General features: G+C 73.9%; 14 protein-coding genes. 6 read left to right on the forward strand and 8 right to left on the reverse strand.

What is annotated here, in order from left to right:
- Positions 1-131: 131 nt before the first annotated feature.
- Positions 132-548 carry a hypothetical protein gene (locus FYW95_RS26035; protein ID WP_159942597.1) on the forward strand — a complete coding sequence of 139 codons (417 nt, stop codon included), beginning with the start codon at positions 132-134 and terminating at the stop codon, positions 546-548.
- A 67-nt stretch (positions 549-615) separates the two neighbouring features.
- On the opposite strand, the gene FYW95_RS26040 is transcribed toward FYW95_RS26035, so the two are convergent.
- The 5 genes from FYW95_RS26040 to FYW95_RS26060 all read right to left on the reverse strand — a co-directional run bounded on the left by FYW95_RS26040 (position 616) and on the right by FYW95_RS26060 (position 5,257).
- Positions 616-1,977: a hypothetical protein gene (locus tag FYW95_RS26040; RefSeq protein ID WP_236572320.1), complete on the reverse strand. Its 1,362-nt coding sequence runs from the start codon at positions 1,975-1,977 to the stop codon at positions 616-618.
- 11 nt (positions 1,978-1,988) lie between these two features.
- Complete coding sequence (locus FYW95_RS26045) at positions 1,989-2,681, reverse strand: class I SAM-dependent methyltransferase (RefSeq protein WP_236572321.1); 693 nt, start codon at positions 2,679-2,681, stop codon at positions 1,989-1,991.
- Complete coding sequence (locus tag FYW95_RS26050) at positions 2,678-3,343, reverse strand: TIGR04282 family arsenosugar biosynthesis glycosyltransferase (protein WP_160050953.1); 666 nt, start codon at positions 3,341-3,343, stop codon at positions 2,678-2,680. Before FYW95_RS26050 ends, FYW95_RS26045 begins: the two co-directional genes overlap by 4 nt.
- Complete coding sequence (locus FYW95_RS26055) at positions 3,340-4,026, reverse strand: glycosyltransferase family 2 protein (RefSeq protein WP_160050959.1); 687 nt, start codon at positions 4,024-4,026, stop codon at positions 3,340-3,342. The genes FYW95_RS26050 and FYW95_RS26055 overlap by 4 nt, the downstream gene beginning before the upstream one ends.
- Before the next feature lie 169 nt (positions 4,027-4,195).
- Complete coding sequence (locus tag FYW95_RS26060; protein ID WP_160050954.1) at positions 4,196-5,257, reverse strand: NAD-dependent epimerase/dehydratase family protein; 1,062 nt, start codon at positions 5,255-5,257, stop codon at positions 4,196-4,198.
- Between the two features lie 142 nt (positions 5,258-5,399).
- Here FYW95_RS26060 and FYW95_RS26065 point away from each other — a divergent pair, with 142 nt between their 5' ends.
- Positions 5,400-5,963, forward strand: a complete 564-nt coding sequence (locus tag FYW95_RS26065; RefSeq protein WP_159942592.1) for a dihydrofolate reductase family protein — start codon at positions 5,400-5,402, stop codon at positions 5,961-5,963.
- A gap of 5 nt (positions 5,964-5,968) precedes the next feature.
- Here FYW95_RS26065 and FYW95_RS26070 read toward each other — a convergent pair whose 3' ends face one another.
- On the reverse strand, positions 5,969-7,225 hold the full coding sequence (locus FYW95_RS26070) for an FAD-binding protein (RefSeq protein WP_159942591.1): 1,257 nt from the start codon (positions 7,223-7,225) through the stop codon (positions 5,969-5,971).
- A 385-nt stretch (positions 7,226-7,610) separates the two neighbouring features.
- Between FYW95_RS26070 and FYW95_RS26075 the strand changes: the two genes are divergently transcribed.
- Positions 7,611-8,714, forward strand: coding sequence for a hypothetical protein (locus FYW95_RS26075; protein WP_159942590.1), 1,104 nt, complete (start codon positions 7,611-7,613; stop codon positions 8,712-8,714).
- Positions 8,715-9,126: 412 nt separating this feature from the next.
- Here FYW95_RS26075 and FYW95_RS26080 read toward each other — a convergent pair whose 3' ends face one another.
- On the reverse strand, positions 9,127-9,945 hold the full coding sequence (locus tag FYW95_RS26080) for a sugar phosphate isomerase/epimerase family protein (RefSeq protein ID WP_160050955.1): 819 nt from the start codon (positions 9,943-9,945) through the stop codon (positions 9,127-9,129).
- Positions 9,942-10,622, reverse strand: a complete 681-nt coding sequence (locus FYW95_RS26085) for an aspartate/glutamate racemase family protein (protein ID WP_201295049.1) — start codon at positions 10,620-10,622, stop codon at positions 9,942-9,944. Before FYW95_RS26085 ends, FYW95_RS26080 begins: the two co-directional genes overlap by 4 nt.
- 391 nt (positions 10,623-11,013) lie before the next feature.
- Here FYW95_RS26085 and FYW95_RS26090 point away from each other — a divergent pair, with 391 nt between their 5' ends.
- Genes FYW95_RS26090 through FYW95_RS26100 form a run of 3 tightly spaced genes read left to right on the forward strand, consistent with a single transcriptional unit; the run spans position 11,014 to position 14,131 of the window.
- Entirely contained in the window at positions 11,014-12,030 is a 1,017-nt protein-coding gene (locus tag FYW95_RS26090) for a Bug family tripartite tricarboxylate transporter substrate binding protein (RefSeq protein WP_160050956.1), read from the forward strand.
- 1 nt (position 12,031) lies between these two features.
- Positions 12,032-12,604, forward strand: a complete 573-nt coding sequence (locus FYW95_RS26095; protein ID WP_159942587.1) for a tripartite tricarboxylate transporter TctB family protein — start codon at positions 12,032-12,034, stop codon at positions 12,602-12,604.
- A 3-nt stretch (positions 12,605-12,607) separates the two neighbouring features.
- Complete coding sequence (locus FYW95_RS26100; RefSeq protein ID WP_159942586.1) at positions 12,608-14,131, forward strand: tripartite tricarboxylate transporter permease; 1,524 nt, start codon at positions 12,608-12,610, stop codon at positions 14,129-14,131.
- The last annotated feature ends 25 nt before the right edge of the window (positions 14,132-14,156 follow it).

Consider the following 14,156-nt stretch of genomic DNA (forward strand, 5'->3'; position numbering starts at 1 on the left):
GAGCGCCAGGCGGCCAATCTCCTTCAGCCACGACAGCGGCAAAGCCATGACAGCCATACCTGGCGCTCCTGGGGTCCTCCCGACCCTACAGACGGTCAGGAACGAACCCCATGAAGAAAGGTAAGGAAGGTGTGACCACCACGGGTGTTCTTGAACCCACTGGTCCCAACAGGGCCCTCGGCCCCACCAGCTGGCTGGAACGGGTCCTGGTCACCTCCGGCTCCGCCGTCGTCGAGCGCCACCTGCCCGTCCGCGCCCTGGCCGGGTACGAGCGGCGGCCCAACCCGCTGGACGCCCGCACCCCCGCCGAGTTCCTGCTGACCATGCGCCGCTACCTGGTCTGGGCGGGCGACTGGTCCTACTGGGAGCTGGAGCACCTGTGCGGGGGAGCGGTCAAGCGGTCCACCTTCCGCGAGGTGCTGGAGGGCACCGAGCTGCCCCGGTACGTGTTCCTGATGGCCTTCGTCACTGCCTGCGCCGGTGAGGACGAGGCCGAGCGCCGGCGCTGGGTGACCGCCTGGCGCAGGCTCCGCGCCGCCGGGCACTGAGCCCGGGCGCCTCCTCACGGCACCGGTCCGGCCCCGGAGGGGTGCCGCCCCCCCCGGGGGGACCGGCTCACCACGCGGTGAGCAGCAGGTGGTTGACGAGCAGCGCCCCCGCGGCCTGGAGGGCGAGCCACACGCGGCGGCCCCGGTCGGGCAGCAGCGCGGCGGCGGGCAGGAGCCACAGCACGAAGGGGAGCCAGATGCGCTCGGTCTCGGCCTTGCTCATCCCCGACAGGTCGGCGACGAGGATCGCGCCGAACGCGGCCGCGACCAGCAGCACCACCTGCCCGGTACCCGTCGCGGGCGGGGGCGGTACCCGCACCGTTTCCGGCAGCAGGGCCAGCGCCCGGCGCAGACCCGCCGCCGAGGCGAGCCCGGCCGCGAACATGGCGTTGGCCAGGTTCGCCCAGACCCAGTAGCCGTAGGGACGGACCGCCGCCACGCCCTGGTAGTAGCGCTCCACCAGCAGGTGGTACCCCTCCCACCACCAGAAGCCCGCCGCCGTGAAGGCCGCGGCCACGCACAGCGCCCCCGCCAGGGCGTAGGGCAGGGGGCGCGCGGTCCGCGCGCACACCAGGACGGTCACCGCCAGGAGGCCGACCAGGACCAGCCCGTAGGACAGGTAGACCGTCCAGCCCAGCAGCAGCCCCGCCGCCAGCGCCGCGGCCCGGGGCGCCCGGGCCCCCGGGGCCGCCGCCACCGCGAGCAGGGCCAGGCCCCACGCCGCCACCGCCGTGAAGTAGCCGTCCGCCGACGCCCCGACCCAGACCGCCCCGGGGAACAGCACCAGGAAAGGTGCCGCGCTCCGGGCCCGGTGCTCGGCGCCCAGCGCGCGCAGCGCCACGAGGACGGCCGCCGCGGCCGAGCCCCCGGCCACCACGCACCACATCCCCGCCCAGGCGGCGCCGCCGAGGCCGATCCGGTCCAGGGCGACGAAGGTCAGGACGGCGCCCGGGGGGTGCCCGGCCACGTGCGTCGGCCAGTTGTCCGGCTGCCCCAGGAGGATGTGCCCGGTGAACCCGCGCAGCGCCTCCCCCACGTCCGCGAAGCGGTCGACCGAGGCCGGGTACTCGTGCGGGGAGGAGAGCGGACCGGCGACCCCCCGCGGCCAGCCGTCGACGAGGGCCAGCGCGAGGATCCACGCCGTGGCCGCCGCCCAGGCGGCGGCCACCAGGGAGCGCCAGGGCAGCGCGCGCGCCGCCGGGGGACCCCAGACGACCACCGCCGCCGCCAGGGCGACCGCGGGAACCGTGCCGGGTCCCGTGTGCGGGAGCCAGGAGGCGTACAGCGGCGGCCATCCCACGTGCAGGCTTCCGTCCGAGCGCTCGATCGCCCTGCCGACCACGGCGGCCAGCGCGACGAGCAGGAGGGCGGCGAGCGCGGTGAGCACGTCGGACCGGAGCCCGGCGCGCCCCGGGGCGTCCCTTACCACGGGGTCGGACCTCAGCACGGGGGCGCCACCTCCGGGCCGGAGCGCAGCGCCGCGAACAGGCGGCCCCGGACCCGCCACGAGCCGTCGGCGCACCACCCCGACCGCTCCGCCGCCTCCAACAGCGCGGGCAGCCCGAGCCGTGCCCACGGGAAGGGCGCGCCGACCCCGCCCCGGCCGTCGGTGACGCGTACGGTCATCCGCTCGCAGACGTCGTCCGGGGCGGTCTCGGCGATCAGCAGCCCGCCGGGGCGGACCAGGTCCCGCACCCGCGCCAGCAGCCGCTCGGGAGCCCCGCCGATACCGATGTTGCCGTCGATCAGCAGCGCGGTGCACCACCCGCCCTCGTCCGGCAGCGGGTCGAAGGCGGAGCGGCACAGCGCCCGGCCGCCCGAGGCGTTGGCGTGCGCCACGGCCAGCGGGTTCAGGTCCACGCCCAGCGCGGTCCGACCGCGTTCGGCCAGGGCCCTGACCAGTCGGCCCGGACCGCACCCCACGTCCAGGGTGCTGCCCTCGCAGCGGTCCAGCACGGTCGCGTCCACCGTGTCGATCCCGCCGCACCAGCGCTCCACGTCCAACGGCAGCACCGACCCGTCGGCCCGGCGCAGGAACAGCGGGCCCCGGCCGCTGGCGAGCGCGTCGGTGTACGGGTCGCACCGCCAGGCCGTCGCCTCCTCCTGGGCGACGCCGATTCCGGTCGCACTCACCGCGCGCACCCCCCGGTACGTTCGGCGACGGCGCGCGCGAACCGGCCCCCGGGGGCCTGCCGCGCGACCAGGGCGGCGTCGGCGGCGGTGTCCACGTCCACCAGGGGCGGCAGGTCACGCACCCGCAGACCCGCTCCGGTCAGGCGTGCGCGCTGCACCCGGCCGGTCCGTTCGGTCGACATGGGCACGCCGAGCAGCAGGGCGGGGTCGGGGTCGGCCAGCCCGAGCGCCCAGAAGCCCCCGTCCTCGGCCGGGCCGAACCACGCGTCGGCGCGCCGCCAGGCGTCGGCGGCCAGCACGGGGGCCAGGAGGTCCGCCGTGACCTGCGGGGTGTCCATCCCGAGCAGCAGGGTGGGCCCCGCGCACCCGGCGAAGGCCGCGGCCAGCCGCTCGTCCAGCCCGCCGCCCGACTGGGGGACCACCTCGAAACCCCCGTCCGGCAGCCAGGGGCCGGGCCGTCCCTCCAGGGCCAGCACCCTCCGGCGGGCGGGCAGCGACAGCACCGTCTCCAGCGTGTCCGCCAGGGCGGCCGCGGCCAGCCGTGCGGCCTCCTCCGGCGTGTACTCGGGGGTCAACCGCGTCTTGACCCGGCCGGGCAAGGGTTCCTTGGCGATCACCAGGAGCGTCGCGGACCCGGGCCCGCCCCGCGCGGTGCCGCTCACCGGTCCCCTCTCCCCGGTCCCTCCCCCGGGCGCTCCGCGGACCCGCGCAGCACCGCCCTCATGTCCCGCACCGCCGTCCACGTCCCCCGCCACGTCCCGGTCACCTTGGAGGCGCCCGACCTCGGGTAGTAGGGGACGTCCACCTCGTCGACCCGCCACCCGGCGTCCGCGGCGCGCACGACCATCTCCAGGGAGTAGCCGGAGCGCCGGTCGGTCAGGCCCAGCCCGAGCAGGTCCTTGCGCCGCGCGGCGCGCATGGGCCCGATGTCGCGGACCCGCACCCCCGTGCGGCGGCCCAGCATCCGCGCGACCACGGCGTTGCCCATCCGGGCGTGCAGAGGCCAGGCCCCGGCCCGAACGGGTCGGCGCCGCCCCAGCACCAGGTCGGCGCCGCCGCGCCGGACCGCCTCCGCCATCGGCGGCAGCAGTGAGGGGTCCAGGGAGGCGTCGCAGTCGCAGAAGCACACGATCTCCGCGGTGGCGGCCAGGAGCCCGGCGTGGCAGGCCGCGCCGAAACCGCGCCGCGACTCGGCCACGACCAGGGCCCCCAGCCGCTCGGCGATCCGCGCGGAGCCGTCGGTGGACCCGTTGTCGACCACGATCGCCCGCCACCGGGGGGGAACGCGCTCCATGACCCACGGCAGGGCGGCGGCCTCGTCGAGGCAGGGCAGGATCACGTCCACCGGCGGCGGTCCGTCCGCCTCCGCGGCCTTCCGGGGCTCTTCCGAGGGATGGTCCTGACGTGCGGTGGAGTTCCCGCTCTCACATCTCGCATTGATCACGGATATCACGCTACGAAGCGAATCGACTCCGCTGGGGGAGGAGGGGTCCGCGACACGCTGTCGCCCTCCGTCACAAGGCCGACACGCCGATCCCCGAGCGCAGATCCGCCCGGGCGAACTCGGTCATCCCCTCCTCGAAGCCCACGCCCGGTCGCCAGCCGAAGACCTCCCGCAGGCGCTCGGAGGAGGCGGTGATGTGCCGGACGTCGCCCAGCCGGTACTCGCCGGTGACCACCGGGTCCGGGCCCCCGTGCGCCCCGGCCAGGACCCGGGCCATCTCCCCGACCGTGTGCGGCGTCCCGCTGCCGGTGTTGAACACCGACAGCACCCCCTCCGGCTGCTCGGCGAGGGCCTCCAGAACCGCCACGTTGGCCCCGGCCACGTCGCGCACGTGCACGAAGTCGCGCCGCTGGCGGCCGTCCTCGAACACGCGCGGGGACTCGCCCCGGGCCAGGGCCGAGCGGAAGAAGGACGCCACCCCCGCGTAGGGGGTGTCGCGCGGCATGCCGGGGCCGTACACGTTGTGGTAGCGCAGCGACACCGCCCGGCCGCCGACCGCCCGGGCCCACGCCGCGCACAGGTGCTCCTGCGCCAGCTTGGTGGCGGCGTAGACGTTGCGCGGGTCGGCCGGGGCGTCCTCACCGACCAGGCCGGGCGCGAGCGGCGCCCCGCAGTGCGGGCACGGCGGTTCGAAGCGCCCCGCGGCCAGGTCGGCCTCCCGGCGCGGGCCCGGCCGGACCGGGCCGTGCCCGGCGCAGGTGTAGGCCCCCTCGCCGTAGACCACCATGGACCCGGCCAGCACGATCCGGCGCACCCCCCGGCGGGCCATCGCGGCCAGCAGCGTCGCCGTGCCCAGGTCGTTGCAGCCGACGTAGTCGGGCGCGTCGCCGAAGTCCGCGCCCAGCCCGACCATCGCCGCCTGGTGGCACACGGCGTCCACCCCGTCCAGGGCCCGCTCCACGGCCCCGCCGTCGCGGACGTCGCACACCAGGTCGACCTCCGCCCGGGGGTCGTCGCCGTGCGCCTGCGGCAGCAGGGCGTCCAGCGTCACCGCCGTGTGCCCGGCGGCGCGCAGGGCCTCCGCCACGTGCGAACCGATGAACCCCGCCCCACCTGTGACAAGTACGCGCATGCGGGCCACGTTAGGCTCCGCGCGCCGCCCGCGCCCCCGTGGCACACCGCCCCGGGGAAAACTCCCCGCCCGGTGTCGGTTCCGGCCAGTACCGTTCGACCTAGGAGTGGAGAGCACACCACAACAGGCGAGGAGAACACCGATGCGCCAGCTGATCGTCACCGCGTTCGTGTCCGTCGACGGGGTCATGGAGGCCCCCGGCGGGGAGCCCGGATACCGCAACTCCGGCTGGACCTTCAAGGCCGTGGAGATGGACGAGCGGGCCTACGAGATCAAGGCCCGCGAGCAGGAGGAGGCCGGCGCCCTGCTGCTCGGCCGCCGCAGCTACGAGGCGTTCGCCCCCGTGTGGCCCACCATGGAGGAGTTCGCGGGCTACAACGCGATGCCCCGCTACGTCGTCTCCACCACGCTCGCCGAGGAGGACCCGCGCTGGCCCGCCACGGTCCTGCGCTCGCTCGACGACGTCGCCGAGCTCAAGAAGGGCGGGGGCGGGCCGATCTCCGTGCACGGCAGCGCCACCCTGGGCCGGGCCCTGGCCGACGCCGGGCTGGTGGACCGCTACCACCTGCTCGTCTTCCCCCTGCTGCTCGGCGCGGGCAAGCGGCTGTTCAGCGACACCGACAAGGACGCCACCAAGCTGCGCCTGGTCGAGCACGAGACCTACTCCAACGGCGTCCAGAAGCAGGTGTTCGACGTGGTCGGCTGAGCCCCTCAGCCCCGGGGGAAGAGGGCGTCGGTGAAGGCGTTGCGGAACTTCCCCGAGGGGTCGAGCTCACCGGACAGGCGTGCGAAGTCCGCAGCGCGCTCGTACCGGGCGGCGATGTCCGCCGGCGCCATCGAGGTGAGCTTGCCCCAGTGGGGGCGGGCTTCCAGCGGCATGAGGCGCTCCTCCACGGCGGCCAGGACCGGGGACACGAGCTCCGGGTCCGGCAGCCAGGTGAAGTGGAAGGCGACGCAGTCCCGACCGTACGCCGGGCTCAGCCACAGGTCGTCCGCGCGGACCGTGCGCACCTCCGCGACGTGCAGCGCCGGGGCCACCAGGTGTCCGATCTCCCGCAGGGCGGCGAAGGCCTCCGCCGCCCGCTCACGGGGCACGTACAGCTCCGACTGCAGCTCCTTGCCCGCGCTGGGCTCCAGTTCGGGGCGGAAGTGCGGAAGCCGCTCGTGCCAGGGGCCGGGCACCCCCATCTGCTCGGTGCTGGGCTCCGGCGGCATGCCGGGGACGGGGTGCAGCGGCCCCTCTGCGGACCGACCGCCCCGCCAGGACCCCTCGGGCCGGTCGGTGCGGTGCTTGAGCCACACGGAGCCCTCGCCCCGCCAGTCGGTGAACAGGCTGACGCTGTAGGCCGCGCCGAACACGTCGTCGACGTGCCCGGCCACCTCGTCCAGGGGCACCCCGACCCGGACCCGCTGGGCGACCGAGAACGCGGGCTCGACATCCAGCCAGAGCCGGGTGACCACACCGAGCGCGCCGAGCGCGACCACCGTGCCCGGGAAGACCTCCGGATCCGCCTCGCGGCCGAACCGGACCAGCTCGCCGTCGGGAGCCACGAGCTCGACCGCGCGGACGGCGGCGGACAGGCAGCGCTGGCCGTCACCGGAGCCGTGGGTGCCGGTGGCGCAGGATCCGGCGACCGAGATGTGCGGCAGCGAGGCCAGGTTCGCCAGCGCGAACCCCCGCCGGTGCAGCTCGACCACGAGTTCGGCGTAGCGGGTACCGGCGGAGACGGCGACGGTCGCGTTCTCGGCGTCGACCTCGATCCGCTCGGGCAGGCCGTCCAGGCGCACCAGGTCGGCGTCGGAGTCGGCGACGAGGTTGAAGGAGTGGCCGCTGCCCAGCGCGCGGATCCGCGCACTGTCCCGGACGACGCGGCGCAGCTCGTCCAGGCTCCGGGGCCGGTGGACCCGCGGGCTGGCGTAGGTGACGTTCCCGGCCCAGTTGGTGGTCTGCGTGTGCGGTGCGGACATGAGCTCTCCGGAGGTGGGGGCGAGCGGTGGCCCGGTGCTTCGGGCGGCTCCCCGGAGGATAACCGGGAGCGTTCCCGCCCCGGTCGGGCGGGTGCGCCGGAACGACGTTCCAGACGCCGTAAGGTTGTCCTCATTTCATTGACATTTTCCAGCCAACGTTTTTCCGGGTTAATTTCCGGGTGTTACGGATTCGTTGTTTCCTGTTGTTTCGCCGGATGACTCCCCGCGGTTAGAGTCTGTCCCCGGGCCGAAGCGGTGCAGTTTTCCCCCATGTGTCCCACCCCACGTCTCACGGGGCGTCGTACCCGTCCGAAGAGCCGTGTGCGCCTTGTGCGTACGGCCGGTCCGAGGAACACGCTCCGGATCGATCCGAACGAGGATTCCCTTGACATTCCCCTCTCCAGTCTCCGCGCGCACCGTTTTCCGAGGCGGTATCGCTTTCGCCGCCTTCGGCGCGCTCAGCCTCGCGGCCGCCGTTCCCGCCCACGCCGAGAACGGAGAAGTCGGTTACGCGCACACGAGTGTCGCGGGGGAGGCCGAACTCACCGCGTTCTATCCGCGGGGAGGCGACGTCCACGGCACCTTCCGCTATCTGGACGCCTTCGGCGGTGAAATCTTCGCCGCCTCCCACACCTCCGTTCTGGTGGACGTGGAGGAGGACACCGTCTCCGCCCGTGTGGCGTTCGACGAGCTGCGCGTCGAGCTCACGGAAGCCGACGTCGAGGCCATGCGTGAGGCGGCCGCGGACGGTGTCTCCCAGCCCGGACTCGAAAACCCCGAGGGCGGATCCGAGGACCTGCTCCTCCAGGCCTCCTTCACCGGGCCCGAGATCGCGGTCAACCAGAACTGGGCCGGGCAACCGGAGTTCTCCCATGACCCGGGCACGGAGACCGTCGAGGTGAACGAGCTCGGCGCGGAGATCTCCCTTTCCGCCGAGACGGCCCCCTGGCACGAGACCGTCGAGGACCGGTCACTGATAGGGCAGGGCTTGGCCGCGAGGCAGGAACTGTGGGGCGGGGTCCAGGCCCTGGACCTGGTCGTGTCCTTCCCTGACGAGGGTTTCAGCGTGTCCTACCGGGTCGGCGAGGCCGTCGTCGGCACGGACACCGAACCCGAGCAGGTCGGCGACGGCGAGACCGGTGGTGGCGAGACCGGCGGTGATGGTGAGGCCGGTGAGGACACCGGTGACGGTGAGACCGATGGCGAGGGTGACGGCGACGGCACCGGAGACGGCGGCAGCGGGAACGAGGGCTCTGACGACGAGGGCGCTCAGGACGGGGGAACGGACGGCGACGGGAACACCGGCGGGGACGGGCGGGACTCCTCCGGCGAGGAGACCGGGGGCGAGGCCGGCGGCCCTCTGGCGCGGACCGGCAGCCCGGTCGCGGGGCTGATCGCCGCCGGTGCCGCGGTCGCAGCGGGCGGTGGCGCGGCCGTCTACTGGACCCGCCGCAGGAAGGCCGCCGCCGAGGAGGACGGCGGGAGCTGACCGGGGCGTTCACCTGACGCGGCGCCCGGAACGAACGTTCCGGGCGCCGCGTCCGCGTGTACTCCGGGAAGGCGGTGTCACAGCGGCGCGTCCTCACGGACGCTCCAGTCCGCTCGCGGAAGGGGCCGGGGACGGTTCCCCGCCCGTTCCGCGCCGTTCCCGCAGACCCGGCGGCGGGCCGAACGGACACCCGCCCCGCTCCGGCAGGTCCGCCGGAAACAGCCGCCGTGTCCCGGCGGGGGAGCGGACCGCCGAAGGTTCGCTCCGCTCGGGCCGTCATCACCGCGTCCTCCACTCGGAAGGGCGTGCCGCGGCAGGTCTGCCGCCGACGGTCCCCGGCCCCCTGCTTGAGAACGCACTTCGCGCATCGACGTATGACGAGCACGCTGGCTGCGGCTCCGTCCCGACGCGGTTACTGCGGAGCCCTGAGGCAGGCCAGGCTCCGCCGCGCGGCCGTGGGGCTGTCCGGGAGCTGGCGGTGCTCCATGACGAGCCATCCCGCGAACCCGGTCCGCTCCAGCTCGTGGAGCAGCCGCGCCAGCCCCGGTTCGCCCGGGGCCAGGGGGCCGCGGTCCGGCCCCGCGAGCTGGACCTCGCCGAGGAGCCCGCGGGCCGCGCGCACGGACTCCGCCGGGTCGTCGCCGACCGCCGCCATGTGGTGGGTGTCCAGCACCAGCCCGAGCGCCTCGTGGCCGAGCCGATCCAGGAGCTCCCGGGCCTCGGCGAAGTCGGTGAACAGGTCGGTCGTCCCCGGTTCCTGGGGCTCCAGCAGGAGGCGGACGCCCGCGGCCCCGGCCGCGTCGGCGACCTCCTCGATGCCCCGCACCGCCCATGCGCGCTGTCGTTCCGCGAGCCGTCCCCCGTCGGTCCTGCCGCGTGAGCGCCCCAGGGTCACGGGCACCCCCAGGCGCCCCGCCAGCCGGGCCGCCGAGGTGAGACGGGCGCGGGCACGGGCCCGCGCCGCCGGGTCGGGGGAGGCGAGGGCCGCGCCGTCGTGGCCCACCGGGCCGGTGCCGACGGCGGCGACGGCGAGCCCGTGGCGCCGCGACGCGGCCTCCAGGGCGGCCGGGTCGACGCGTTCGGGGTCCTGGACCTGGATCTCCACGCCGTCGTATCCCAGGGCGGCGAGTTCGGCCAGCGCCCGTTCGAAGGGGGCCGCGTAGCCCAGGGGCACCGGTGCCCGGCACTCGGGGGAGGCGACGGTGTGGGCGACGCGCGGGGAGGGGCTCACGGCGTCCCGTCTCGAACGGGTTCGCCGGTCAACCGCTCACGCATCCGCAGCGCCGCGGCGCGCGGTCCGCTGAAGACGGGCAGGCCGAGGGAGTCGCTGAGCAGGCCGGCGACGGGTGACAGGGAGTACTGGGCCAGGACCACCGCGTCGAAACCGCCGTTCTCCAGGTGGGGCAGGACGACGGAGACGGCCTCCTCGGGCGCGTCCCCGGCACGTGCCGCATCCTCGCACAGTACGGTCCGGACCTCGGTCTCGGCTCCCGTGTCCGCGACCAGGGCGCGCATCTGCTCCATCGCCGGGTCGACGGCGGGGGCCACCGAGGCCAGTACCGCGACCCTGGCGAAGCCGCCCCGCACCACGTCGTGGAACACCGCCTCGTCGGGCCGGTCGATCGGGCGGTCCCACAGTTGCCGGGCCACGTCCACCACGGGGCCGTAGGCGGAGCAGGTCAGCAGCACCGCGTCGGCCCCGCCGGTGAAGGCGTGCTCGATCAGGCGCAGCATGCGGCGCTGCGGTTCTCCCCGGACGCCGTCCCTGGCGTCCTCCAGCAGTCGGTCGTCCAACAGGTGCCAGACCCCGGCCTCGGGGAACACCTCCTCGAACGCCTGCTGTGCGAGGCGCGCCGCGGCGCCGTTGGCGTGGATCATCGCCACGAGCGGTGAGGGGACAGGGGACACGGGACCTCCATGTTCACGGGCCCGCCCCGGGGTCCCGCCGGGTTGAGGGCACGGGGCCGGGCCGGAGCAGCGGCTGTGCGCTCACGATAGCTATTTTTGGTCAACTGGTCTACCGGTTACCAATCAACGCGAGAGCTGCCCCCATCAGGGAAAACGACCGCCGAGTCGTCCGAAACAGCAGGTCAGTGCGTGTGGGCAGTGAGCTTTTTCGCGGCCCTGCGTCTTGACGGGTGTGATTCGGCTCTCTACTTTGGTCAACAGGTTGACCGGTTACCAGATGTCAACATGCTCGTCATCAGGGTGTCCCTCCCTCACCTTTCGGAGCCGACCCGGACCCCGCGGTCCCCGGCGCCCCGGCGGTGCGCCCTGACAAGGAAAGGCTTCGATGCACATGAACCGCGCTACGCGAAGGACCGCGTCCAGGTGGCCGGCCACCTCCGGGCTCGCCCTCGTCTCCGTACTCGCCCTGTCCGCCTGCTCGTCCCTGGCGGATCCCACCGTCCAGGAGGGGCCCTGGGAGCCCGGCGACAACGTCAAGCTGGTCATCCACGCCGACGCTGGCGGCTCCTCCGACCTGATGGGCCGCCAGATCGCCGACATCCTGTCCTCGGAGGACATCGTCAGCCAGCCGGTGTCGCCGGAGAACCGGCCCGGCGGCAGCGGCGCGGTGGCCTACACCTACCTGCTCGGCCAGGAGGGCAACGGCCACGTGATCGCCACGCTGTCCTCCTCGTACCTGACGACGGCGGTACAGGGCAAGGCCGACTACACCTACGAGGACTTCACCAATCTCGCGATCCTGGCCAGCGACGGTCTCATGATCGCCGTCAGCGCCGACTCCCCCTACGAGTCCCTCGACGACCTCGTCACCGCGGCCAAGGAGAACCCCGGCCAGATCAGCTTCGGCGGCACGCAGCTGGGCGGCGCGGACTCCATCGTGCGCCACCTGATCGAGGAGCAGACCGGAGCCGACCTGAACTACGTCAGCTTCGACGGCGGGAGCGAGGTCAACTCGGCCCTGCTCGGCGGCAACGTGGACGTGATCGCGGCCAACCCGGCCGAGGTGCAGGGGCTCCTGGAGAGCGGGCGCCTGCGCGGCCTGGCCGTGACCACTCCCGAACGCCTGGAGGGCCTGGACGTGCCCACAGCCCTGGAGGAGGGCGTGGAGCTGGAGTTCACCCAGGCCCGCGGGATCGTCGCCCCGCCCGGGCTGACCGAGGGCCAGCGCGAGTTCTGGAACGAGGCCATCACCGAGGCCGCACAGACACAGCAGTGGCAGGACTACCTCGACACCAACCTCCTCATGGAGGACCTGCACGTCGGCGAGCAGGCGGAGGCCTACGTCGAGGCCGAGTGGGCCAAGTACGTCGACATCATGGACGCGCTCGGCCTCCGAGGGGAGGGCTGACATGCCCGCCGTCCGATGGAGGGCAGCGGTCGACGCCGCCGTCGGCCTGCTGTTCCTCTGCTGGTTCCTGGCCTCGTTGCAGCTGCCCTACGGCGACGGCGGACGCCCCGGCCCTGGCGCCTTCCCGCTGTGGCTGTCCCTGGCGGGGATGGTGCTGAGCACCGCGGTCGTGGTCAACGCGCTGCGCCCCGGGCGGGGCGCCCGGGGCGGGGACGCGGTGCCGCCGGACGCCCCCGGGCCGGTCCCGGTGCCCGGCCCGGCGGGGCCCCCGGCGGCCGGGACGGACGACGCCCCGGCCGCGGGAGCACCCGCGGTCCTGGTCGAGGACGCCGACTCCGGGCGCGTGTGGCGCCCCCTCGGGGGACTCGCCGGCCTCGTCGGCTTCTTCCTCCTGGTCCCGGTGATCGGGTTCCTGGCCAGCCTCGTCCTGCTGCTGCTCTACCTGTGCCTCGTGCTGATCAGGATGAAGCCCCTCACCGGGCTGGCCGTCACCCTGGGCACCGCGGCGTTCGTCTACGCGGTCTTCTACCTGGCCTTCGGCGTTCCCTTCCCCAACAGTCTGATCGGCGTCTAGCCCATGGATCTCCTCGCCAACCTCGGCAGCGGGTTCCTGACCGCGCTGTCACCCACCAACCTGATGTTCGCCCTGCTCGGCGTCATGCTGGGCATGGTCGTGGGCGCCCTGCCGGGCATCAACCCCTCCGGAGCGGTCGCCCTACTGCTGCCCATCGGCGCGACCCTCGAGCCCACCACGGCCATCATCATGCTCGCCGCCACCTACTACGGCGGCATGTACGGCGGGACCCTCACCTCGGTGATGGTCAACATCCCCGGCGACAGCTCCAGCGTCGCCACCACCTTCGACGGCTACAAGATGGCGGTGAAGGGGCAGGCGGGCAAGGCCCTGGGCATCGCCGCCATCGGCTCCTTCATCGCGGGAACCCTGGCCGCCGTGATGCTGATGGTCGCCGCCCCGCCGCTCGCGGACTGGGCGGTCCGGTTCGGCCCGCCCGAGTTCTTCGCGCTGACCCTGCTGGGCCTGACCACCCTCACCGCGCTGGGCGGCGGGTCCAAGCTCAAGGCCGCGGCCATGGGCGTCCTCGGACTCCTCATCGGCACCATCGGCCTGGACCCCATCCTCGGCGACTCCCGGTTCACCTTCGGCAACATCAACCTGCTCAACGGCATCGACTTCCTGCCGATCGTCATCGGCCTGTTCGGCCTCGCCGAGATCGCCAACATCCTGGCCAACCGCACCCGTGTCGAACCCGTCAGGTACAAGCTCAAGGGCCTGCTGCCCGACCGCGAGGACTGGAGGCACGCCCGCGGCCCCATCGTCCGCGGCGGCACCGTCGGCTTCTTCGGCGGCATGCTCCCCGGATCGGGCGGCACGCTGTCCTCGCTGCTGGCCTACGCCCTGGAACGCCGGGTGGCCAAGCGGCGCAGGCTGCTGGGCACCGGCATCGTCGAGGGCGTCGCGGCACCGGAGTCGGCCAACAACGCGGCCGCCACCGGGGCCATGATCCCCATGCTGACCCTGGGCATCCCCGGCTCGGCCACCACCGCCGTGCTGCTGGGCGGGCTCATGATGTACGGCATCCAGCCCGGCCCGCTCATGATCAGCGAGAACCCCGGCGTCTTCTGGGGCCTGGTCGCCAGCATGTACATCGGCAACACCCTGCTGCTGATCATCAACCTGCCGATGGTCCCGCTGTTCGTCAAGGCGCTCCAGCTGCGCCCCACCACCCTGGTCCCCATCGTCATCGGGATCGCCCTGGCCGGCGCCTACAGCCTGCGCAACAACCTCTTCGACGTCCTCGTCGTCATCATCGCCGGAGCCGTCGGCTACTTCCTGCGCCAGTTCGGCTACCCCGCGGCGCCGCTGGTCCTGGCGATGGTCCTGGGTCCGATGGTGGAGCAGTCGCTGCGCCAGTCGTTGCAGATGTCCCAGGGCAGCCTGTTCATCCTCCTGGAGCGTCCGGTGTCACTGGTCATCCTCGCCCTCGCGGCCCTCATCATCACCGCTCCGTTCCTCGGCGGACTGATCACCAGAACCAGGAACCGCCGCGGCGCCGGCCCCCGGGTCGACGCCACCCCGTGACCGCCCCCCGCCCGTCCACACCGCT

Origin of the sequence: Nocardiopsis sp. FR4 (assembly GCF_009830945.1) — a bacterium.
GTDB lineage: Bacteria > Actinomycetota > Actinomycetes > Streptosporangiales > Streptosporangiaceae > Nocardiopsis.